14 protein-coding genes are annotated in these 21,983 nt (G+C 64.5%); 8 read left to right on the top strand and 6 right to left on the bottom strand.

Translation table 11 applies throughout. From position 1 onward, the window contains the following. Nucleotides 1-97: 97 nt before the first annotated feature. Nucleotides 98-565, top strand: a complete 468-nt coding sequence (locus NKH23_RS09875; RefSeq protein WP_023674409.1) for an Lrp/AsnC family transcriptional regulator — start codon at nt 98-100, stop codon at nt 563-565. 13 nt (nt 566-578) lie between these two features. On the opposite strand, the gene NKH23_RS09880 is transcribed toward NKH23_RS09875, so the two are convergent. The 4 genes from NKH23_RS09880 to aztA all read right to left on the bottom strand — a co-directional run bounded on the left by NKH23_RS09880 (nt 579) and on the right by aztA (nt 3,748). Then, complete coding sequence (locus NKH23_RS09880; RefSeq protein ID WP_023674411.1) at nt 579-917, bottom strand: protein tyrosine phosphatase family protein; 339 nt, start codon at nt 915-917, stop codon at nt 579-581. A 185-nt stretch (nt 918-1,102) separates the two neighbouring features. Continuing rightward, complete coding sequence (gene aztC / locus NKH23_RS09885; protein WP_352911050.1) at nt 1,103-2,044, bottom strand: zinc ABC transporter substrate-binding protein AztC; 942 nt, start codon at nt 2,042-2,044, stop codon at nt 1,103-1,105. A 22-nt stretch (nt 2,045-2,066) separates the two neighbouring features. Continuing rightward, nucleotides 2,067-2,942, bottom strand: coding sequence for a zinc ABC transporter permease AztB (aztB, locus tag NKH23_RS09890; RefSeq protein WP_254817491.1), 876 nt, complete (start codon nt 2,940-2,942; stop codon nt 2,067-2,069). Next, nucleotides 2,942-3,748: a zinc ABC transporter ATP-binding protein AztA gene (gene aztA, locus NKH23_RS09895; protein ID WP_352911047.1), complete on the bottom strand. Its 807-nt coding sequence runs from the start codon at nt 3,746-3,748 to the stop codon at nt 2,942-2,944. The genes aztB and aztA overlap by 1 nt, the downstream gene beginning before the upstream one ends. Before the next feature lie 212 nt (nt 3,749-3,960). Between aztA and NKH23_RS09900 the strand changes: the two genes are divergently transcribed. After that, a complete protein-coding gene (locus tag NKH23_RS09900) occupies nt 3,961-4,305 on the top strand; it encodes a RidA family protein (RefSeq protein WP_352714942.1) in 345 nt (114 codons plus the stop codon). A gap of 124 nt (nt 4,306-4,429) precedes the next feature. On the opposite strand, the gene hutC is transcribed toward NKH23_RS09900, so the two are convergent. Both hutC and NKH23_RS09910 read right to left on the bottom strand, forming a co-directional pair. Beyond that, the gene (hutC, locus tag NKH23_RS09905; protein ID WP_352911045.1) at nt 4,430-5,191 is read right to left on the bottom strand and encodes a histidine utilization transcriptional repressor HutC; all 762 of its coding nucleotides are present in this window, start codon (nt 5,189-5,191) and stop codon (nt 4,430-4,432) included. After that, nucleotides 5,188-6,540: a formimidoylglutamate deiminase gene (locus NKH23_RS09910; RefSeq protein ID WP_352911043.1), complete on the bottom strand. Its 1,353-nt coding sequence runs from the start codon at nt 6,538-6,540 to the stop codon at nt 5,188-5,190. Before NKH23_RS09910 ends, hutC begins: the two co-directional genes overlap by 4 nt. A gap of 98 nt (nt 6,541-6,638) precedes the next feature. Here NKH23_RS09910 and hutI point away from each other — a divergent pair, with 98 nt between their 5' ends. From hutI to NKH23_RS09940, 6 genes are all read left to right on the top strand, one after another. Then, on the top strand, nt 6,639-7,874 hold the full coding sequence (gene hutI, locus NKH23_RS09915; RefSeq protein ID WP_352911041.1) for an imidazolonepropionase: 1,236 nt from the start codon (nt 6,639-6,641) through the stop codon (nt 7,872-7,874). Beyond that, nucleotides 7,871-9,406, top strand: coding sequence for a histidine ammonia-lyase (gene hutH, locus NKH23_RS09920; protein WP_352911039.1), 1,536 nt, complete (start codon nt 7,871-7,873; stop codon nt 9,404-9,406). Before hutI ends, hutH begins: the two co-directional genes overlap by 4 nt. 421 nt (nt 9,407-9,827) lie before the next feature. Then, nucleotides 9,828-10,646: an N-formylglutamate deformylase gene (hutG, locus tag NKH23_RS09925; RefSeq protein WP_352977379.1), complete on the top strand. Its 819-nt coding sequence runs from the start codon at nt 9,828-9,830 to the stop codon at nt 10,644-10,646. Between the two features lie 32 nt (nt 10,647-10,678). Beyond that, nucleotides 10,679-12,349, top strand: coding sequence for a urocanate hydratase (gene hutU, locus NKH23_RS09930; protein ID WP_352911035.1), 1,671 nt, complete (start codon nt 10,679-10,681; stop codon nt 12,347-12,349). A gap of 8 nt (nt 12,350-12,357) precedes the next feature. Continuing rightward, complete coding sequence (locus NKH23_RS09935) at nt 12,358-12,945, top strand: HutD/Ves family protein (RefSeq protein ID WP_352911032.1); 588 nt, start codon at nt 12,358-12,360, stop codon at nt 12,943-12,945. A 267-nt stretch (nt 12,946-13,212) separates the two neighbouring features. Beyond that, nucleotides 13,213-21,783, top strand: coding sequence for a glycoside hydrolase family 94 protein (locus NKH23_RS09940; protein ID WP_352911030.1), 8,571 nt, complete (start codon nt 13,213-13,215; stop codon nt 21,781-21,783). Nucleotides 21,784-21,983: the final 200 nt, after the last annotated feature.

Genomic DNA, 21,983 nt, shown 5'->3' on the forward strand with positions numbered 1-21,983 from the left:
GGCGCAATCATAGCGCGGAGCGGATGCAAATTGCTTGCATTCAAACGCTTGAAATGGTCTGATCATGCGCGAGTTGTGCACTGCGGAGCTGAAATTCATGGATGAGGCGCGCATCGACCAGTTTGACCGCAAGATAATGGCTCTGCTGCAGGGCGATGCACGGCTGACCAACAACGATCTGTCGGAACGGGTGAACCTATCCGCTTCGCAATGCTCGCGTCGTCGCCAGCGGCTGGAGGAGGACGGCTATATCAAGGGCTACCGGGCGGTGCTCGACCGCGACAAGCTCGGCTTTTCCCTGGTCAACGTCATCTCGGTGACGCTCGCCACCCACAACCGCGACAATGCGCGGCGTTTCGGCGAATTGGTGGCGCGGCTGCCGCAAGTGCAGGAAGCGCACGCGCTGACCGGCGAGATGGATTATATATTGAAAGTCGTGACGCCCGACCTGAAGTCGCTGTCGGAATTCGTCAACGGCGTGCTTCTCCCGCACGAATCGGTGCAGCACGTGAAGACGGCGATCGTGCTGGAGACGCTGAAGGAAACCGGCGCGCTGCCGATCTGAGGGGCGCGAACGTTCACCCCTTCGACTGCTGGATCAGCCCATAGAGATTGGTGCAGCGGGCGCCGGAACGGCAATAGGCGAAGACCGGGCCTTCGAGTTCGTCAAGCGCCTCGGCCTGGTCCTCGACATTCTCGGCCGTGATCTGGCCGCTGATGACGGGGATGTAGCGGAAGGCGAGCCCGGCGCCCTCGACCGCCGCCTTGACGGTGTCGGCCGATGGCTGTCCAGGCTGCTCGTCGTCCGGCCGGTTGCAGATCACGCTCTTGAAGCCGGCCGCCTTGATGGTCGCGACATCCTCTGGCTGGATCTGGCCCGAGACCGAATAGTCCTCGCTGATCTGACGGTATTCCATGGCGGTGTCCTCGCAATCTGGTTAGCGGCAGTCTTGCCACTCCCTGACCCGGTCGGCAATCCGCGCGAAAAGAAATCCATCCGCGCAGATAGAGATTTCGATGCCGGAAATCCAGCCGGGCTAACGCCGCATGTCGCCAGGACGCATCATGCGCCAGCCCGGCTGGATGAACCGGATCGGTCGGCTCAGCTGCCGAGGATCGCGCCTTTGATCTGGGCGATGTTGTTGTGCATCAGGTCGATATAGGTCGAGGCCGGGCCGTCGGGCTGCGACAGCGCATCGGAATAGAGCGTGCCGCCCACCTTGATGCCGGTCTCGCTGGCGATCTGCTCGATCAGCCGCGGGTTGGTGATGTTCTCGACAAAGATCGCCGCCGCCTTGTCCTGCTTTATCTGGCTGACCAGCTTGGCGACGTCGGCGGCGGAAGGTTCCGACTCGGTCGACACGCCTTCCGGGGCCAGGAAGGTCAAGCCGTAGGCCTTTTCGAAATAGCCAAAGGCGTCGTGCGAGGTGATGACGACGCGCTTCTCTTGCGGGATCGACTGGATCGCCGCCTGCACTTCGCCCTCAAGCGCATCGAGCTTTTGCGTATAGGCGGCTGCATTGGCCTTGTAGCTGTCGCAACCCGCAGCGTCGGCCGTGCAGAAGGCGTCGGCGATGTTCTTCACATAGATCTTGGCATTGGCGATCGACTGGAAGGCGTGCGGATCGGTGACCGTCTTGCCGCCATCGGTTTCCGCGCCTTCGGCGGCGTCGGCTTCGGCGAATTCGGGTTTGAAATTGATCGGCGTGACGCCCTTGGTCAGCACGGCAATCGAGGCCTTGGTGGCGCTGGCGTCGACCAGGCGCTGCAGGAAACCTTCGAAATGCAGGCCGTTGACCAGCACGATGTCGGCCTTGGCCATCGCCACCGCGTCGGCGGGGCTCGGCTCGTAGACGTGGGCGTCGCCGTCCGGCCCGACGATGGTGGTCAGATCGATCCGATCGCCGCCGACATTCTTGGCGAAGTCTCCGATGATGGTGAAGCTGGCGACGACTTTCAACGGCTGAGCGAAGGCCGACGACGCGCCAAGGGCGGTTAATGTTATAACGCTCACGGCCAAGGCGGCGCGGATCGATTTCAGCATTGACGGGTCTCCTTTGTTGGGATCAGGCGGTTCTGTGGCGGTGGTGGACGATACGGGCGCGCAGGATGCCGCGCGTGCCGAACAGGATCGAGGCGAAATAGACGACGCCGGCGGACAGGATGATGGCCGGGCCGGAGGGCAGCGACGCATGGTAGGACAACAGCAGCCCGGCAATGCAGGAGGCAAAGCCGATCACTGTGGCCAGCACGCACATAGGCTCGACGCGGGAGGTCCAGAAACGGGCGGCGGCCGCCGGCAGCATCATCAGCCCGACCGACAGCAAGGTGCCGAGCGCCTGGAAGCCGCCGACGAGGTTGAGCACGACAAGGCCGAGAAAGATGAAATGCACCGGGCTGCCCATCCGGCTGACCGAGCGCAGGAACAAGGGGTCGAGGCATTCGGCGACCAGCGCCCGCCAGAAGATGGCGAGGCTTGCCAGCGTCACCACGACGATGCCGCCGATCAGCGTCAGCGCCTCGTTGTTGAGCGCCAGCACCGTACCGAACAGCACATGCATGAGATCGACGCTGGAGCCGCGGATCGACACCATAAGCACGCCGATGGCCAGCGAAATCAGATAGAAGGCCGCCATCGAGGCGTCCTCGCGCTGGATGGTGAAGCGCGAGACGGCACCGGCGCCGAGCGCCACGATGATGCCGGCGATCAGTCCGCCGATGGTCATCGGCAGGATTTCCAGGCCATAAAACAGGAAGCCGGCGGCAGCACCGGGCAGGATGGCATGCGCCATGGCGTCGCCGGACAGGCTCATGCGCCGCAGCATCAGGAACACGCCGACCGGGCAGGCGCCGAGCGACAGCATCATCGAACCGGCGAGCGCCCGCTGCATGAAGGCGTAGTCGGCGAAAGGAGCGACGAAAAGACCGTAAAGCACGTCCATCATGCCGCCCTCGGCCCGGAGCCGTGATGATGGTCGTGCAAGTGCTCGTGGCCACTGTGCTCGTGATCATGCTCGCCGGGCTCACACCATGGCGCGTTGTCCTCCCAGGCTTCGTGGAAGCGGCGCGCACGCAACAGATTCTCCGGCCGCAGCGTCTCCCTGGTCTCGCCCCAGGCGACCGGCTGGCGCGCCAGCAGCAGTGTTTCGGGGAAATTCTGCCGCACCAGGTCGAGATCGTGGACGACCACCATGATGGTGCGCTCCTCGCCATGCCAGCGCTTGATCAGCGCGATCAGGTCGCCGACCGTCTTCGTGTCGACCGCGTTGAACGGCTCGTCGAGCAGGATGAGCTCGGCATCCTGCAACAGCACGCGGGCAAACAGCGTGCGCTGCAGCTGGCCGCCCGACAGTGTGTCGATCGGGCGCTTCTCGAAGCCGCCGAGGCCGACGGCCATCAGCGCCTTGCTGACCGAGTCGCGATCTTCCCTTGTATAGCGGCCGAGCATACCGCGCCGCGGCCACAGGCCCAGCGAAACCAGGTCGACGACCCGGGCCGGAAAGGAGCGGTCCAGTTCCGATTGCTGCGGCAGATAGGCGGCACGCACGCCCGGCGCCCGGATCACCGCGCCGGCCATCGGCTTCAGGACGCCAACGATGCCCTTCATCAGGGTCGACTTGCCGGAGCCGTTGGCGCCGACGACCGCCGTCAACGATCCCTTGCGGATCGTACCATCGAGGTGGTGGATCGCCGGATGGCTGTTGTAGCCCAGCGTCAGGTCGCGGAAGGTCAGGCAGGTTTGGCTCATGTGACGATCCATGGGGCGACGATCGGTGCTGCAGGGGCGGATTCGATATGTGATGTTATTACATTAGTCAACAAGCCAATCGGGCGGAATTGCGGCCGGGCCGTCATATTGTGTGCTTTGGCTTGGCTCAAGAAGTTCCGCTCGAGCGACCTTGCCCCCGGCGAACCCGGCCCCTAAACAGGCGCAGCTGACAAGAGGAGAAGGAATATCCAATGAGCATTCGTCGCATCGATGTGGGCCCGCGCATGAGCCAGATCGTCATCCACGGCAACACCGTCTATCTGGCCGGTCAGGTCGGCAAGCCGGGCGGAAACGTCGGCGCCCAGACAAGGGACATTCTGGCGGCGATCGACGAATTGCTGGCCAAGGCCGGCACCGACAAGACCAAGATCCTGCAGGCGATCATCTGGCTGGCCGACATGAGCACCTTTGCCGAGATGAACGCGGAGTGGGACAAGTGGATACCGCAGGGCAACACGCCGGCCCGCGCCACGGGCGAAGCCAAGCTTGCCGGACCGGAATATCTGGTCGAGATTATTGTTACCGCGGCGATTTGAGAATGCAGCTCTAACCCTCCCCCTCGAGGGGTGGGGTCGGCGAGGTTGCACCGACCCCACCCCGCGTCACAAAATGCCGCCATGCGGCAATTTGCTCCGCGACCCTCCCCTCAAGGGGGAGGGTTTACCCCTGCGACGGCGTGAACCGCGCGACCAGCGTGTGGTTCTCCGCCGCATAGGTGAACCGGACATGGGTGACGGGGTGCTCCGCGCTCCATGTCCGCCGCTCGATCACCAGGCACGGCGCGCCCGTCTCGATGTCGAGCGCCGCCGCGATATGCCTTTCGGCGGCAACCGCGCGGATGCGATGCTCGGCGGCACTCCACGGCACGCGCCCGATCAGCCACGGACCGGGCGCGGTGTCGAAAAACGCCTCTTCGGCGGCCTCCGGCACGGCAGCCAGGTTGATCAGCCGCTGCTCGTGGGCGAATGGCCGCTTGCCGGCGAAATGCCGGCATTCCAGCACCAGCACCGGCCCAGCGACGTCGAGTTCCAGCAGGGCGCGGTCGTCGGCGCTGCTGCGTCTTCTGTTTCGCGCCACGCGCTCGTAGCGGTAGGGCAGGCCAAGTGCCTCGACCTCGATCCGGATGTCGTGGATTTCGAGAACGGCCGCCTGCGATTGCGGCCGGCGGACAAAACTGCCCGAACGACGCCGGCGCTCGATCAGCCCGGCCTTGGCTAGCTGCGACAGCGCCTTGTTCACCGTCATGCGCGAGCAATTGTACTCAGCCGTCAGTTCATGCTCGAACGGAATGCGGTGGCCGGGCGCCCAGGCCCCAGACAGGATCCGTTCGCTGATGTCCGACAGGATGCGCTGGTGCAGCGAAAGCGCCTCGCCGCCGTCCGCGCTTCCAGAATCCGCGCTTATTGTCTCGATCATGCTCATGCCGAAAGCACCGTCATCACCTTGCGGAACCGCTCGGCGATGGCTTCGCGCCTGGCATGCCTGCCGTCGCTGACCAGTTTCTTGCCATGCACCCAGACGCAATCGACCTTGGTGCCGTTGGCAAAAATCCAGGCGTCAAGGATTGCATCGCCCGTCTTGCCGGCCAGCGATGGATGATTGCCGTCGAGCGAGACGAAATCGGCCGAGGCACCTGCTGCGATCTGCGAGGGGCCGGCGCCAAGCGCGGCACTGCCACCCTCGAGCGCCGCATCGAACAAAGCACGGCCGGTCGAGCCACGGGCCACCGCCAACACGTTGCGGGCGCGGTGAGCGAGGCGCTGCGAATATTCGAGCTGGCGCAACTCATCGGGCAGGCCGATCAGCACGTTGGAATCCGAGCCGATGCCGAAGCGGCCGCCATGCTGCATGAACAGGGGCGCGGCAAAGGTGCCGTCGCCGAGATTGGCCTCGGTGATCGGGCAGAGGCCGGCAACGGCGCCGCTTTTCGCCATCTGGATCGTCTCGGCTTCGGTCATGTGGGTAGCGTGGATCAGACACCAGCGCTGGTCGACGTTGGCGTTGGCAAGCAGCCATTCGACCGGCCGCGCGCCGGACCAGGCAAGACAATCCTCGACCTCCTTCATCTGCTCGGCGATGTGGATGTGGATCGGCCCGTCCGGTGCAAACATTGTGAGCGCGGCGAGTTCCTCCGGTATCACAGCGCGCATGCTGTGCGGGGCGACGCCCACGACGCCTTGATTCAGCGCGCGAATGGATTCGCGGCTTTTCTCAACAAGCCGCGAGAACTGGTTCACATCGTTGATGAATCGCCGCTGGCCTTCATTTGGCGCAGCGCCGCCGAAAGAGGAATGCGCGTAGAGCACCGGCAGCAAAGTCAGCCCGATGCCTGTCTCGGACGCTGCAGCAATGATACGCTCCGCCATCTCGGCGATGTTGGCATAGGGCCGGCCGTCACGGTCGTGGTGGAGATAGTGAAACTCGCCGACGCGCGAGAACCCGGCCTCCAGCATCTCGACATAGAGCTGGGCCGCGACCACTTCGACCTGGTCCGGCGTCATCGCCAGCGCGAAGCGGTACATCACCTCGCGCCAGCTCCAGAAACTGTCGGCGGAAGGCCCGCGCAATTCGGCAAGGCCGGCCATGCCGCGCTGGAAGGCGTGGCTGTGCAGGTTCGGCATGGCGGGCAAGAGGATGGCGTGGCGCTCGTCGCCAGGCAGAGGCGAGGTATTCGCCTCGACCGTGGCGATCCTGCCGTCGGAGATGACGATCCGCACATTGCTGTGCCAGCCGTCGGGCAGAAGCGCCTGTTCCGCAAAGATTGCCGTCACGTTTTTCTCCAAATCCCGGCCTGCCATGCGATGATAGCGCTTGCAGTGCCTTTTGATATGTATATACATAATCGCCACCGATTGAAACGGAAAAGATGATGACTGCACAGAGCAAAAGCCGGGCAGGGGAGCTTCGCCTCTGGCGCAATGCGCGGCTCGCGACCATGGCCGAAAGCAGCGCCGGGTTAGGCGTCGTCGAGCACGGTGCAATCGCCGTGCGCAATGGCCGGATCGTCTATGCCGGGCCGGAAGCCGACATGCCGGCAGCACTCCGCGAGGGCGCCGAGGCGACCGACTGCGAAGGCCGCTGGATCACGCCTGGCCTTATCGACTGCCACACCCATCTGGTCCATGCCGGCAACCGTGCCAATGAATTCGAGATGCGGCTGGCCGGCGCCACCTATGAGGAGGTCGCCAGGGCCGGCGGCGGCATCGTTTCCTCGGTCAAGGCACTGCGCGCCGCCAGCGAGGACGAGCTGGTCGCCCAGTCGCTGCCGCGCCTCGATGCGCTGATCGCCGAAGGCGTCACCACCGTCGAGATCAAATCCGGCTACGGCCTCGACCTCGAAAACGAGAAGAAGTCGCTGCGCGCCTCGCGACGGCTGGGCGGTGAGCGGCCGGTGACGGTCAGAACCACTTTCCTCGGCGCTCATGCGCTGCCTCAAGAAGCAAAAGGTGACAAGGACGCCTTTATCGATCTTGTCGCCAACCAGATTTTGCCGGCCGTCGCGGCCGAGGGCTTGGCCGATGCCGTCGACGGTTTTTGCGAAGGCATTGCCTTTTGGCCCGAGCAGATTGCCCGCGTGTTCGATGCCGCGAAGGCGGCGGGCCTGCCGGTCAAGCTCCATGCAGACCAGCTGTCCAATCTTCACGGCGCGGAACTTGCGGCGCGCTATGGTGCGCTATCGGCCGACCACCTCGAATATACCGACGAGGCCGGTGCGGCGGCGATGGCGAAGGCAGGAACCGTGGCGACCATCCTGCCCGGCGCCTACTACTTCATACGCGAGACCAAGAAGCCGCCGATCACCCTGTTTCGCCAGCATGGCGTCAGGATGGCCGTTGCCACCGATAACAATCCCGGCACGTCGCCGCTGACCTCGCTGCTTCTGACCATGAACATGGCGGCCACGTTGTTCGGCCTGACCGTCGATGAATGCCTTGCCGGCGTTACGCGCGAGGCTGCCCGGGCGCTCGGGCTGCTTGGGCAGACCGGCACGCTGGAGGTCGGAAAATCCGCCGATCTGGCGATCTGGAACGTCGAGCGCCCGGCCGAGCTCGTCTACCGCATGGGCTTCAACCCGCTGCATGCCCGCATCTGGAGGGGACAATGACTGAACTCACGCTAAGGCCAGGCAATGCGACGCTGGCCGATTGGCGCGCCATCTATCGCGGCGCCGCACTGCGGCTCGACGATGCCTGCCGGCCGAAGATCAAGGCCAGCGCCGAGGCCGTCGCCAGGATCGTTGCCAAAGGCGAGCCGGTCTATGGCATCAATACCGGCTTCGGCAAGCTGGCCAGCGTCCGCATCCCCGCCGCCGACCTGGAGACGCTGCAGCGAAACATCGTGCTGTCTCATGCCGCCGGCGTCGGCGAGCCGATGCCCGTCGCAATTTGCCGGCTGATGATGGCGCTGAAGCTGGCCAGCCTGGCACAGGGCGCCTCCGGCGTGCGGCCGCGGACGATCGAACTGCTCGAGGCGATGCTGGCCAACGACGTTATCCCCGTGGTGCCGGCGCAAGGCTCGGTCGGCGCTTCTGGCGACCTTGCGCCGCTGTCGCACATGACCGCGGTGATGATCGGCGTCGGCGAATGTTTTACCCCGCATGGCCGCTTTCCCGCCAAGGTCGCCTTCGTTTCGCACGGCCTGGAGCCGGTGACATTGGGCGCCAAGGAAGGCCTGGCGCTGCTCAACGGCACCCAGTTTTCGACCGCCTATGCGCTGGCCGCTTTGTTCGAAGCGGAAGTGCTCTACCAGTCGGCGCTGGTCGCCGGCGCGCTGTCGACCGATGCCGCCAAGGGCTCCGACGCTCCGTTCGATCCACGCATCCATCTGCTCCGGAAGCATCGCGGCCAGATCGAGACGGCCGAGGCGTTGCGCAATTTGATGGCCGGCAGCGCCATCCGTGAATCGCACCGCGTCGGCGATGAGCGCGTGCAGGATCCATACTGCCTGCGCTGCCAGCCGCAGGTGATGGGCGCAGCGCTCGACGTGCTTCGCAAGGCCGCCGACACGCTCGGCACCGAGGCCAACGGCGTCACCGACAATCCGCTGATCTTTGCCGAGGATGACTCCGCACTTTCGGGCGGCAATTTCCACGCCGAGCCGGTGGCGTTCGCCGCCGACATGATCGCACTCGCCGTCTGCGAGATCGGCTCGCTATCGGAGCGGCGCATCGCGATGCTGGTCGATCCGGCACTGTCGGGCATGCCGGCCTTTCTGACGCCCAAGCCGGGGCTGAATTCCGGTTTCATGATCCCGCAAGTGACGGCGGCAGCGCTGGTTTCTGAAAACAAGCAAAAAGCCTATCCGGCCAGCGTCGATTCGATCCCAACCTCGGCCAACCAGGAAGACCATGTCTCGATGGCGGCGCATGGAGCGCGCCGCCTCATCGGCATGGTCGAGAATGCGACGGCCGTCATCGGCATCGAATTGCTGGCTGCCACACAAGGTTGCGATTTCCATACACCGCTGGTCTCGAGCGCGGCACTCCAGGCGGTGCGCCGGCTGGTCAGGGCAGAGGTGCCGCATCTCGACAACGACCGGCACTTCCACCCCGACATGGAGAAGGCCATCGCCATGGTACGCAGCGGTGCGGCGGTGGAAGCGGCAAGCGCGGTAAAGCTGCCGGGGGTGACGTCGTGAGGCCGTCGTCGCTGCGTTACGCCGGCATGGGTCGTGTTCCGTCGCGCCCCCCTCTGTCCTGCCGGACATCTCCCCCTCCAGGGGGGAGATTGGCAGCTTCGGCCCTGCGTTCATTTCTGCAACGTTGGAGATTGGCGAAAGCAGTCGTGACCGCCAATCTCCCCACTAGAGGGGGAGATGTCCGGCAGGACAGAGGGGGGCGCTGTCCCGCCAACCTCAGCCCGGCAACACCGAAACTTTCAAAGTCAGAAACAAAAAGCCCGCCTCGAGGGCGGGTTGTCGCGCCGAATCAGCACCATACTGAAATTATTAGCATAGCTGCCGGCACAAAGCAAGAACAAAATACGACACGGCCGGCAAAAAGCGAGGTCGGTGTTCACGGACGATTGCAAGGTCGCGTTCTGTCGCGCGGAGACTTCCGATGACCTCACCCTCCTGGCTCACCGTCACCCGAGGCACAGCACCCCTGCTGGTCTCGATCCCGCACACCGGCATCGACCTCGCCGGCCTCGACAGCCGGCTAATCTCGACCTGGCTCGGCCGCCGCGACTGTGACTGGTGGATCGACAAGCTTTATGACTTTGCCGAGAGCCTTGGCGCGACGGTCGTGCATACGGCGATTTCGCGCACCGTCATCGACGTCAACCGCGATCCGTCGGGCGCTTCGCTCTATCCCGGCCAGACGACGACCGGTCTCTGCCCGACCGAGACCTTTGACGGCGATCCGCTCTACCGTGAGGGCGAAGAGCCGGGACCGTCGGAGATCGACGAACGCCGCGAAAAATTCTTCGTACCCTATCATGCCGCTCTGCAGGCCGAGATCGACAGGCTGCGCGCTTTGCATGCGAAGATCGTCGTCTATGACTGCCATTCGATCCGCTCGGTGCTGCCGCGCCTGTTCGAAGGCAAATTGCCGGTCTTCAATCTCGGCACCAATGACGGCAAGAGCGCCGATCCCACGCTGCAGGAGAAAGTCACGCAGAGTCTCGCCGAAACCGGCGAGAGCTACGTCGTCAACGGCCGCTTCAAGGGCGGCTGGATCACGCGCCATTTCGGCCAGCCGCAAGCCGGCGTCCACGCGTTGCAGATGGAGCTCTCCAACCGCGGCTATCTGCGCGAGCCCGAAGGCAAGGGTATGCCCGGCAATTGGCCGGTGCCTTACGATGCCGAATTCGCGGCGCCGATCCGCGTCACGCTGAAGAAGATCCTGGAAACCGCGATCGCCTGGGCGGAGCGGTGATGCGCAGCGCGCCTCACTCGAAAGGGACAATCATGACCGATCCTCGCCACAACATCCGTGAAGTGCGCAGCCCGCGCGGCAACGAACTCAACGCCCGCACCTGGCTGACGGAAGCGCCGCTGCGCATGCTGATGAACAATCTCGACCCGGACGTCGCCGAAAATCCCAACGAGCTGGTCGTCTATGGCGGCATCGGCCGGGCGGCGCGCACCTGGAACGATTTCGACCGCATCGTTGCCTCGCTGAAGACGCTTGCAGACGACGAGACGCTGCTGGTGCAATCCGGCAAGCCGGTCGGCGTGTTCCGCACCCATCCGGACGCCCCGCGCGTGCTGATCGCCAATTCGAACCTCGTGCCGCACTGGGCGACATGGGAGAAATTCAACGAGCTCGATAGGAAAGGCCTGATGATGTACGGCCAGATGACGGCCGGCTCATGGATCTACATCGGCACGCAAGGCATCGTGCAGGGCACCTACGAGACCTTCGTCGAGGCCGGCCGCCAGCACTATGGCGGCAATCTCAGGGGCAAATGGATCCTGACCGGCGGCCTCGGCGGCATGGGCGGTGCCCAGCCGCTCGCCGCGGTCATGGCCGGCGCCTGCTGCCTGGCCGTCGAATGCGATCCCGACCGCATCGATTTCCGGCTGCGCACCCGCTATGTCGACGAGCGCGCCGACACGCTCGACGAGGCTCTCGAGAAGATCGAGCGCTGGACCAAAGCCGGTGAGGCGAAATCGGTCGGCCTGGTCGGCAACACCGCCGACATCGTGCCGGAACTGGTTCGGCGAGGCGTGCGCCCCGACATCGTCACCGACCAGACCTCGGCGCATGACCCGCTCAACGGCTATCTGCCCAAGGGCTGGTCGCTGGCCGAGTGGCGCGAGAAGCGCACCAGCGACCCGAAGGCGGTGGAAAAGGCTGCCCGCGCGTCAATGCGCGAGCATGTCGAGGCGATGGTGGCGTTCTGGAACGCCGGCGTGCCGACGCTCGATTACGGCAACAACATCCGCCAGGTGGCAAAGGAGGAGGGGTTCGAGAATGCCTTTGCCTTCCCTGGCTTCGTGCCGGCCTATATCCGTCCGCTGTTTTGCCGCGGTATCGGCCCGTTCCGCTGGGCAGCACTTTCCGGCGATCCCGAGGACATCTACAGGACCGACGCCAAGGTGCGCGAACTCACGCCCGGTAACACCCATCTGCACAATTGGCTCGACATGGCGCGCGAGCGCATCGCCTTCCAAGGCCTGCCGGCACGCATCTGTTGGGTCGGCCTTGGCGACCGCCATCGGCTCGGCCTCGCCTTCAACGAGATGGTCGCCAGGGGCGAACTGAAGGCACCGGTCGTCATCGGCCGCGACCATCTCGACTCCGGCTCGGTCGCTTCGCCGAACCGTGAGACGGAGGCGATGAAGGACGGCTCCGATGCCGTCTCCGACTGGCCGCTGCTCAACGCCCTGCTCAACACCGCCTCCGGCGCCACCTGGGTGTCGCTGCACCATGGCGGCGGCGTCGGCATGGGCTTTTCCCAGCATGCCGGCATGGTCATCGTCGCCGACGGCACGCGAGAGGCGGCGAAGCGCCTGGAGCGGGTTTTGTGGAACGACCCGGCGACCGGCGTCATGCGCCACGCCGATGCCGGCTATGACATTGCGATCGAATGCGCCAGGGAGAACCAGCTCAACCTGCCCGGCATATTGGGCTGAGCCGCGCCTTGCGCATCCTTCGGGCAGCCGAATACCGGTCGATGCCGTGGAAGAACGGCGGCGGGGTGACGACGGAGATTGCCGTCTCGCCGCCAGGTGCTGGGCTCGACGATTTCGACTGGCGCGTCTCGATGGCGCTGGTCGAGGGCGGCGGCCCGTTTTCCGGATTTCCCGGCGTCGACCGGACCTTGGCGTTGCTGGTAGGCGAGGGCATGGTCCTCGATATCGCCGGCCGGCCGCCGGTCGAAATCACCAAGGCTTCCGCCCCACTTGCCTTTCCAGCCGACGTGCCGACGCAAGCCACGCTGATCGCCGGTCCCATCACCGACCTCAACGTCATGACCCGCCGCGCCCGGGCGGCCCACACGGTCGAGCGCCTGCTGATTTCGGCTCCGACGAAAATCCGGGCTGGAGCCGATGAAACACTCATCCTGTCCCTCGACGGCGAGCTCAGGGTGGCCGGCGCGGCGCCCATGCAACTTAGGCCGCTCGATGCGCTGTTGCTCGGGCCGCAAGCGCCGGAACTGCGCCTGCATCCCGTCCGGCCGGCGATGCTGTTCGTGATCCGCATCGACCTCATTGCCGGCAACGATTAACGCCTGTTTCCAAACATGATCGCGATGCCGGCCAAATATCGCGTAAGCTGGTCGCTGCATCACGAAAAAGCCTGAATCTTCCGCCGATCAGAGGCCGAAACGATGCTCGGAGCGCTCGCCTGGACGTTGTCGAAAGACGACACCTTGTCGTGGTGCGGAAACAAACATTCGGCCAAGTGTTGCGATGCAACCAATTGCATTTGGACCGGTTTTAGGGACATTGCCGTGGCGGTGACGCCGCACTGCGTCCCCAACACGGAACCTTAGATGAATATCCAGACCAATCTCGCACAGATCGAAAAGACGAGCGCCAGCTTCCCGGCTGTCACCGACGAGCCGATACGCTCCCATTTCCTGCCGGAAGATCGGCTGCGAGCGTTGGGCGCAGCCCTTGCCAATGGCGATGCCAAGGATTTGTTCGGTCTGACGCCTTTCGATTTTCAGGCGCGCATCCGCGACAGCGCCAGGAAGATTCTCGATGTCTACCGTTCCACCAACGCTGCCCAGGCGAGGGGCGAAACGATCACGCCCGCGGCGCAGTGGCTGCTCGACAACAACTACCTGGTCGAGGAGACCATTTTTCAGGTCAAGCGCGACCTGCCGCGCCGCTTCTATCGCCAGTTGCCGACGCTGAAACTGTCCGACGGATCCAGCGTGCCGCGCGCGCTGGCGGTCGCATGGACCTATGTCGCGCATTCCGACAGTTCCGTCTCGTCGGCCATGTTCAAGGCGATCGTCGAAGGCTTCCAGTCCGTCGAGCCGCTGAAGATCGGCGAATTGTGGGCGCTGCCGTCGCTGCTGCGCTTCGTCCTGATCGAGAACCTTCGCCGCATCGCGGTCCGCGTCAATCGCACGCGGGAACTGCGCCAGATCGCCAACGAGGTCGCCGACCGTGTGCTGGCGACGGACGACAGCGCCGACCGGCAGGCGATACTTTCCCATTACAGCGCCCATGCGCAGGACACCACCTTCGCCACCCAGTTGCTCTACCGGCTGCGTGACGGCTCGCAAAATGCCGGCAGGGCGCTGGAATGGCTGGAGGGCGAGCTGGAAAGGACCGGCTCCGACGCCGAGGAAATCATCCTCAGCGAGCACCACACGCTGTCCAGCGGCAACGTGACCACCGGCAACATCATCCGCGGCCTGCGCCTCATCAACGACATCGACTGGACGGTGTGGTTCGAGGGCGTCAGCCGCATCGACACCTTGCTGCGCGAACGCACCGATTTCGCCGCGCTCGATTTCTTTTCGCGCGACCAATACCGGACTGCGATCGAGGAGCTGGCACGCCGTTCCGATCTCTCCGAATTTCGCGTTGCCGAAAGGGCGATCGAACTCGCCGGCCATGCTGCCGATGCACCGGGCTCCGAAACCGGCCCGATCGCTCACACCGACGTCGGCTTCTTTCTCGTCGGCCCGCGCCGGATGGAGCTCGAGCGGTCGATCGGCTATCGGCCGACCATCGGCAAGACGATCAGCCGGACATTCCGCAAGACCGGATGGCTGGGCATCGTCGTGCCGGTCTTTGCGCTGACGGTCCTGCTTCTGGTCGTTTCCGGCAATGCGCTTGTCAATCTCGGCCTGTCGGTGCCGTCGATCGTCCTGATGCTGGCCCTGTTCGCAGTGCCGGCCAGCGAAGGCGCGCTCGCATTCTTCAACACCGTCGTCTCGCTGTTTTTGAAGCCGACACGTCTCATCGGCTATGATTTCAGGCACGGTGTGCCGGCCGAGGCACGCACACTGGTCGTGGTGCCGTCGCTGATCGGCTCGCGCGACGATGTCGAGGAGAACATCCGCAACATCGAGGTGCATCACCTCGCCAACACGGCGGGTGAGGTCTATTTCGCGCTGCTTTCCGACTGGCCTGACTCGAAGACCGAGATCGATACGGCGGATGTCGAAATCCTCGAATTCGCACGTGCCGAAATCGCCAGGCTGAATGCCCGCTATCCCTCGGAAGGCGCGCCGCGCTTTTATCTGCTGCATCGGCGCCGGCTCTACAACGCGTCGCAAGGCGTCTGGATGGGCTGGGAGCGCAAGCGCGGCAAGCTGCACGAATTGAACCTCCTGCTGCGCGGCGACAGCGACACCACCTTCCTGCCGTTGGAAGTGCCATTGCCGGAGAGCGTCGTCCACGTGATGACGCTGGACGCCGACACCCGCACCACCCGCGACGCCGTCGCCGCGCTGGCCGGCAAGCTTTGCCACCCGCTCAACCGTCCGCATTTCGACGTGGCCCGGCGCGAGGTCATCGCAGGCAATTCCATCCTGCAGCCGCGCATCACTGCGTCGCTGACCAGCGGCGACGAGGCGTCGTTCTTTCAGCGTGTCTTTTCCGCCAATCGCGGGCTCGACCCGTATGTCTTTGCCGTGTCGGACCTCTACCAGGACATCTTCGGCGACGGTTCCTTCACCGGCAAGGGTCTCTACCATGTCGACGCCTTCGAGGCGGCGCTGAAGGGCCGCATCGAGGAAAACACCATCCTCAGCCATGATCTGCTTGAAGGCGCGCTGGCGCGATCGGCCTTGGTCACCGACGTCGAACTGGTCGAGGACTATCCGACCCGCTATTCGGTCGATGCGTCGCGCCACCATCGCTGGGCACGCGGCGACTGGCAGCTTCTGGGCTTCATCCTCGGCCCGCGCTCAAACGTGCCGGCGCTGTCGCGCTGGAAGATGGTGGACAATCTGCGCCGCTCGGTGACGCCGATCTTCTGGGTGATGGCCGCGATCGCCGGCTGGACGCTGCTGCCCTTCACGCAGGCCGCGCAATGGCAGGCGCTGCTGATCCTTACGCTGTTCATGGCGCCCACTTTCGACATCGTCAACGCCATCCTGCCGAAGAGCGGCGATCAGACGCCGCGCGGCCATTTCTCGGCGCTGGCACGCGACGTTGCATTCGGTACCGCCCTGGTAGCGCTGAAGATCGTGCTGATGGCGCACCTAGCCTGGATGATGGGCGACGCAATCATCCGAACGCTCTACCGCCTGTTCGTCAGCCGCCAGAACCTGCTCGAATGGCGCACCGCCTCGCAGGCACACAAGGGCGGCGACAACGATCTCGGCTCCTATTACAGCATCATGTACGGCGCGGTGATCATCGGCGTCGTCGGCCTCGCCGTCCCGGTGCTGGCCGATTCCACCGGCGCCTTTGTCGCCTTCTTCTTTGCCTTGTTCTGGATCGGCTCGCCCGCGATCGCCTGCTGGATCAGCCGTTCGGCCGAAACCGAGGACCGCCTGCGCATATCGGCCGCCGACATCCACGCGCTGCGCACCGTGGCGCGGCGTACATGGCACTATTTCGAGACCTTCGTGACGGCCGAGCATCACCATCTGCCGCCGGATAATTTCCAGGAAAGCCCGGCCCCCGTTGTGGCGCCCCGCACCTCGCCGACCAATATCGGCGTCTACCTGCTGTCGGTGATTTCGGCGCGCGATTTCGGCTGGATCAGCCTCTCCGACGCCGTCAACCGCATCGACGCGACCATGTCGACCATCGAGAGCATGCCGCGCGACCGCGGCCATCTCTTCAACTGGTATGACACGACGACCCTGAAGCCGCTCTACCCGCTTTACATTTCGGCCGTCGACAGCGGCAATCTCGCCGGCCATCTGGTGGCCGTGGCCGCTGCCTGCGCCGAATGGGCCGAAGCGCCGTCGGTGCATGTGCAGGGCGACTTCGAAGGCATCCTCGACACCGTCACCATCCTCGACGAGAGCCTTGAGGAACTGCCCGACGACCGGCGTCAATTGCGGCCCTTGCGCCAGCGGCTCGCCGACCGTCTCGACGGCATGCGTAGGGCGGTCGAATTGATCAAGGCGCAGCCGGAGATGGCGTCGATCCGCACCATCAACCTGGCCGTCCTGGCCGGCGAGATACGCAAGCTCGCGACAGCCATCCACACCGAAGCCGCATCGACCCAGAGCGACACCATCGCCGATTGGGCGGCCAGGCTCGAAGCCACCTGCGAGGCGCATGTGCACGACGCGCACAGCGACGAAAACGCCGTCGCGGCATTGCGGGCCAAGCTTCTGACCTTGCGCGAGCGCACGCGCCGTTTCGCCTTCGAGATGGATTTCTCGTTCCTGATGCGGCCCGAACGCAAGCTCCTGTCGATCGGTTACCGGGTCGAGGAGCATCAGCTCGACGAAAGCTGCTACGACCTTTTGGCCTCCGAGGCGCGGCTGACCAGCCTGTTCGCCATCGCCAAGGGCGATTTGCCGACCGAGCACTGGTTCCGGCTCGGCCGGCCGATCGTCGAGATCGGCTTCCAGGGCGCACTGATGTCCTGGTCCGGCTCGATGTTCGAATATCTGATGCCGCCACTGGTGATGAAGGAGCCGCAAGGCAGCATTCTCAACCAGACCAGCAAGCTCATCATCAAGCGCCAGATCCAGTATGGCCGTTCGAAGAACGTTCCCTGGGGGATTTCGGAAGCGGCCTACAACGCCCGCGACCGCGAGCTGACCTATCAGTACACCAATTTCGGCGTGCCCGGGCTCGGCCTGAAGCGCGGCCTTGGCCAAAACACGGTGATCGCGCCTTACGCGACCGTCCTGGCAGCGCAGTTCACGCCGCATGAATCCGTCCAGAACCTGGCCAGGCTGAGGCGGCTGGGCGCACTGGGCCGGCACGGTTTTTACGACGCGGTGGATTTCACGCCGCAACGCGTCCCCGAGGGCACCGACCACGCCGTCGTGCTCAATTACATGGCCCACCACTCCGGCATGTCGATTGCCGCAGTTGCCGATGCGATCTTCGAAGGGCGCCTGCGCGACCGCTTCCACAGCGATCCGGTGATCGAGTCGGCCGAATTGCTGCTGCAGGAAAGGGCGCCGCGCGACATCCCGACCGCGACCGTCAGGACCGAGGCCGACGAGCGCTCGAAGGACGAGACCGAGCTGGAAAGCCCGGATACGCGCATCGTGCTCGATCCGCTCAGGGCGCTGCGCTCGACCAGTGTCATGTCCAATGGCCGCTACTCGGTCATGGTCACCGCCACCGGGTCCGGCTACAGCCGCTTGGGCGAACTTGCCGTCACGCGCTGGCAGCCGGATCCGACCGAGGACCGCCTTGGTTCCTATATTTTCCTGCGCGACGCCAGCAACGGCGATTGGTGGTCGGCCACCGCCGAGCCGAAGCGCGCCGCTGGCGAGCGTGCGCAGACGCTGTTTTCCGACGACAAGGCGAGCTTCGTCAAATCGATCGGATCGCTGCGTTCGGAAGTCGAGTGTATCGTCATCTCGGAAGGCAATGGTGAGGGCCGACGGGTGACGCTCCACAATGATGGCCCCGCCGACCGGCATATCGAAGTAACCTCGTTTGCCGAACTGGTGCTGGGCTCCGAGCCCTCGGATAATGCCCATCCGGCTTTTTCGAAGATGTTCGTGGAAACCGAGATCGCGCCGAACAACGGCGCGATCTTCGCCACCAGGCGCAAGCGCGAAAAGGACGAACCCGACGTCACCATGGTGCATTTCGTCACCGACCCGTCTGGATCGGCGCGAGACGCCGAGGCGGAAACCGACAGGCGCGCCTTCATCGGCCGCGGCCGCACCATCACCGAGGCGGCTGCCTTTGATCCCGGCGCCAAGCTTGGCGGCCATTCCGGCTTCACCCTGGATCCGATCGCATCGCTTCGCCGGCAGGTGCGTGTGCCGGCCAACAAGAAGATTTCGTTGACCTTCTGGACCGTCGTCGGTACCCATCGCGCCGAATTGGATGCCGCCATCGCACGGCTCGACCATCCCGAAAGCTTCGCCCGCCAGGCGATGCTCGCCTGGACGCGCTCGCAGGTGCAGACCCGACACCTTGGCCTCAGCCTGTCCGACGCCGCCAATGTGCAGAAGCTGGCGCGCTATCTGATCTATCCCGATCCGTTCCTGCGCCTTCCGGGCGAATCCATCGTCTCCGGGCTCGGCAGGCAGTCCAGCCTGTGGCCGACCAGCATATCCGGCGATTTTCCGATTTTCCTGGTCAGGATCGCCGATGTCGCCGATCTGGAGATCGTCGCCCAGGCGCTTCGCTTCCAGGAATACATGCGTGCCCGCGGCATGATGATCGATTTTGTCGTCGTCAACGAGCAGGCGTCATCCTACGTGCAGGACCTGCAGCGCGCGGTGGAGACGCTGTGCGAAAACAGCCGGTTGCGCGGCAAGGAGCTCGGACCCCGCCAGCACATCTTCGCGGTGCGCCGTGACCTGATGGAGGAAACGACCTACAGGACCTTGCTCGCCGTCGCTCGGGTGGTGCTGCATACGCGCAACGGCACCATCTTCGACCAGATCGAGCGTGCCGAGACCGCGGCACTGCAGGCGCGAGACGCCGCCCTCCAGCCGGCAGACCTTGCAGCCCTTCGCGAGCCGTCCTTGCCGGTGCCGACGTCGCACGCATCTGCCGCCCAGGCACTGATCGAGGGCCGCGTCGACGGCAGCGGGCTCGACCAATGGAACGGTTTCGGCGGCTTCGACAGCGACGGACGCCACTACGTCGTGCGTCTTGCCGGCCGGCGCACGACGCCGCAGCCGTGGATCAATGTCATCTCCAACCCATCGTTCGGTTTCCACATATCGGCTGAAGGCGCTGCCTTCACCTGGAGCCGCAACAGCCGCGACTATCAACTGACGCCATGGTCGAACGATCCGGTCACCAACCGCCCGGGCGAGGGCATCTATATCTACGATCAGGCCAGTGGCAGGGCGTTCTCGCCAATGGCTGCCGTGGTGCGTGATCCGACAATGACCTACGAAACCTGGCACGGGCAGGGTTTTTCGACATTCCGCTCAAAGCGCGGGCCGCTGTCGATGGACCTGACCCATGTCGTCGATCCCGTCGATCCGGTGAAGATATCGCGGCTGCGCATCCAGAATTCGGGTTCGGTGCCGATGCGGCTGCGCGTCTACGCCTATGCGGAATGGGTTCTTGGCGGCCATCGCTCGCGCACCGCTGCAAGCATCGTTCCGTCGAGGGATGCCGCGACCGGCGCTTTGCTGGCGCAAAATCCCTATGGGCTCGATTTCGGCGAGCGGATCGCCTTTCTGGCCGCCGACGGTCCGGTGCATTCGGTCACCGCCGACCGCGGCGAGTTCATCGGCAGGCAAGGCACGAGCGAGTTTCCGCATGCCGTGCTGAGCGGCGCCGGCCTGTCGGGCCGTGTCGAGGCCGGCGACGATCCCTGCGCCGCCATCGCACGCGACATCGACATCGCTGCCGGTGGCGACGTCACGCTGCTCTGGCTGCTCGGCGACGCGGCCTCGCCCGAGGAGGCCAGCGCGCTGGTGCAGACCCATCGCTCCAGGGATTTCGATCAGCGGCTGGCCGACAACCAGCGCACATGGCGCGGCTTTCTCGACACCATCCAGGTCGAGACGCCGGACAAGGCACTCGACGCCATGGTCAATCACTGGCTGCCCTACCAGAGCCTGGCCTGCCGCATCCGTGCCCGCTCTGCGTTCTATCAGGCGAGCGGTGCCTTCGGCTTCCGCGATCAGTTGCAGGACACCTTGGCCTTGCTGGCGCATGACCCCAGGCTGGCGCGTGATCAGATCCTCAACGCGGCGCGGCGGCAATTCCCCGAAGGCGACGTGCAGCATTGGTGGCTGCCGCGCACCGAGGCCGGCGTCCGCACCATGATCTCGGACGACGTGGTCTGGCTGGCCCACGCCACGGCCCGCTACCTGCTGGTGACCGGCGACACCGCGATCCTGAAGGAGCAACTGCCCTTCATCGAAGGGCAGCCGCTGGGCGAAGGCGAGCACGATGCTTTCTTCATCCCGGAAATCTCGAAGAAGACAGCCTCGCTCTATGACCATTGCGCGCGGGCGCTCGATCTTGCCGTCAAGCGCAGCAGCCCGGCCGGGCTGCCGCTGATCCTCGGCGGCGACTGGAACGACGGAATGAACCGCGTAGGCGAGCACGGCAAGGGCGAGAGCGTATGGCTGGGCTGGTTCCTGCTGAAGACGCTGGGCGACTTTGCCGCTGTCGCCAAGGCGGAGCGCGATGCCAAGCGCGTGCAAGCCTGGACGAAGCACGCCGAGGTGCTGAAGCGGGCGCTGGAAAGCACTGCCTGGGATGGCGAGTGGTATCGGCGCGGCAGCTTCGACGACGGCACGCCGCTCGGCTCGCGCAAATCGGACGAGTGCAAGATCGACTCGATCGCCCAGTCCTGGAGCGTGCTTTCGGGCGAGGGCGACCCGGCGCGGTCGACCACGGCAATGGGGCAGGCGATGAAAGCGCTCGTCGACGACGAGCTCAACATCGTCAAACTGTTCACCCCGCCCTTCTCGAAGACGGAAAGGGACCCGGGCTACATCAAGAGCTATCCGCCGGGGGTCCGTGAAAACGGCGGCCAATACACGCACGCCGCGACATGGTTCGTTATTGCGCTCGCCGAGATGGGTCGCACCGACGATGCCTACCGTTGCCTTTCGATGCTAAATCCGGTCAACCATGCTCTCGATGAAGCCGCGGCAGAGCGCTACCGGGTGGAACCTTACGTCGTCGCGGCCGATGTTTATTCCGGGCAAGACAAGGGCGGCCGAGGCGGCTGGACCTGGTATACCGGGTCGGCGGGCTGGCTTTATCGCGCTGCGGTCGAGAGCATTCTCGGCATAGAGCGCCGCGGACAGCGCATCCAATTCACGCCGCGACTTCCCAGCCATTGGGACGGCTATTCGGCAACCCTGAAGATGCTGGGCGCCGAGATCAAGGTACGCGTCGTCCGCGACAAAAAGGCCCGGGCCATCTCACTTGAAGTGAATGGCACGAAGACCAAATCTTCGTCCTTCGAGCCAAAAGCCGGAAACAATGCCGAGGTGGTCGTTAGAATACCGACCTAGATTCAAAGACTTGGAGCGTCGCTCAGGGTTCCCCAGGGCACGCGCGGGCGCTCCAAGTGCCTCTACCGGTTATATTTGCGTTTGACCTTGCTGAATGCCTGCACACGACTTTAGACGTCGTGCCCGGGGTCTTGCTGATTAAAATTGTGGCAGTGCTTTCCAGCTGCCATGATTTTGCCGCAACGCTGACATTTCACCTT

The organism is Mesorhizobium sp. M1328 (assembly GCF_040318075.1).
Lineage (GTDB): Bacteria > Pseudomonadota > Alphaproteobacteria > Rhizobiales > Rhizobiaceae > Mesorhizobium.

What these genes read in the sequence shown, in the direction of transcription:
- NKH23_RS09875 (WP_023674409.1), top strand. Translation starts at nt 98, where the DNA reads ATGGATGAGGCGCGCATCGACCAGTTTGACCGCAAGATAATGGCTCTG.
- NKH23_RS09880 (WP_023674411.1), bottom strand. Translation starts at nt 917, where the DNA reads ATGGAATACCGTCAGATCAGCGAGGACTATTCGGTCTCGGGCCAGATC.
- aztC (WP_352911050.1), bottom strand. Translation starts at nt 2,044, where the DNA reads ATGCTGAAATCGATCCGCGCCGCCTTGGCCGTGAGCGTTATAACATTA.
- aztB (WP_254817491.1), bottom strand. Translation starts at nt 2,942, where the DNA reads ATGGACGTGCTTTACGGTCTTTTCGTCGCTCCTTTCGCCGACTACGCC.
- aztA (WP_352911047.1), bottom strand. Translation starts at nt 3,748, where the DNA reads ATGAGCCAAACCTGCCTGACCTTCCGCGACCTGACGCTGGGCTACAAC.
- NKH23_RS09900 (WP_352714942.1), top strand. Translation starts at nt 3,961, where the DNA reads ATGAGCATTCGTCGCATCGATGTGGGCCCGCGCATGAGCCAGATCGTC.
- hutC (WP_352911045.1), bottom strand. Translation starts at nt 5,191, where the DNA reads ATGAGCATGATCGAGACAATAAGCGCGGATTCTGGAAGCGCGGACGGC.
- hutI (WP_352911041.1), top strand. Translation starts at nt 6,639, where the DNA reads ATGACTGCACAGAGCAAAAGCCGGGCAGGGGAGCTTCGCCTCTGGCGC.
- hutH (WP_352911039.1), top strand. Translation starts at nt 7,871, where the DNA reads ATGACTGAACTCACGCTAAGGCCAGGCAATGCGACGCTGGCCGATTGG.
- hutG (WP_352977379.1), top strand. Translation starts at nt 9,828, where the DNA reads ATGACCTCACCCTCCTGGCTCACCGTCACCCGAGGCACAGCACCCCTG.
- hutU (WP_352911035.1), top strand. Translation starts at nt 10,679, where the DNA reads ATGACCGATCCTCGCCACAACATCCGTGAAGTGCGCAGCCCGCGCGGC.
- NKH23_RS09940 (WP_352911030.1), top strand. Translation starts at nt 13,213, where the DNA reads ATGAATATCCAGACCAATCTCGCACAGATCGAAAAGACGAGCGCCAGC.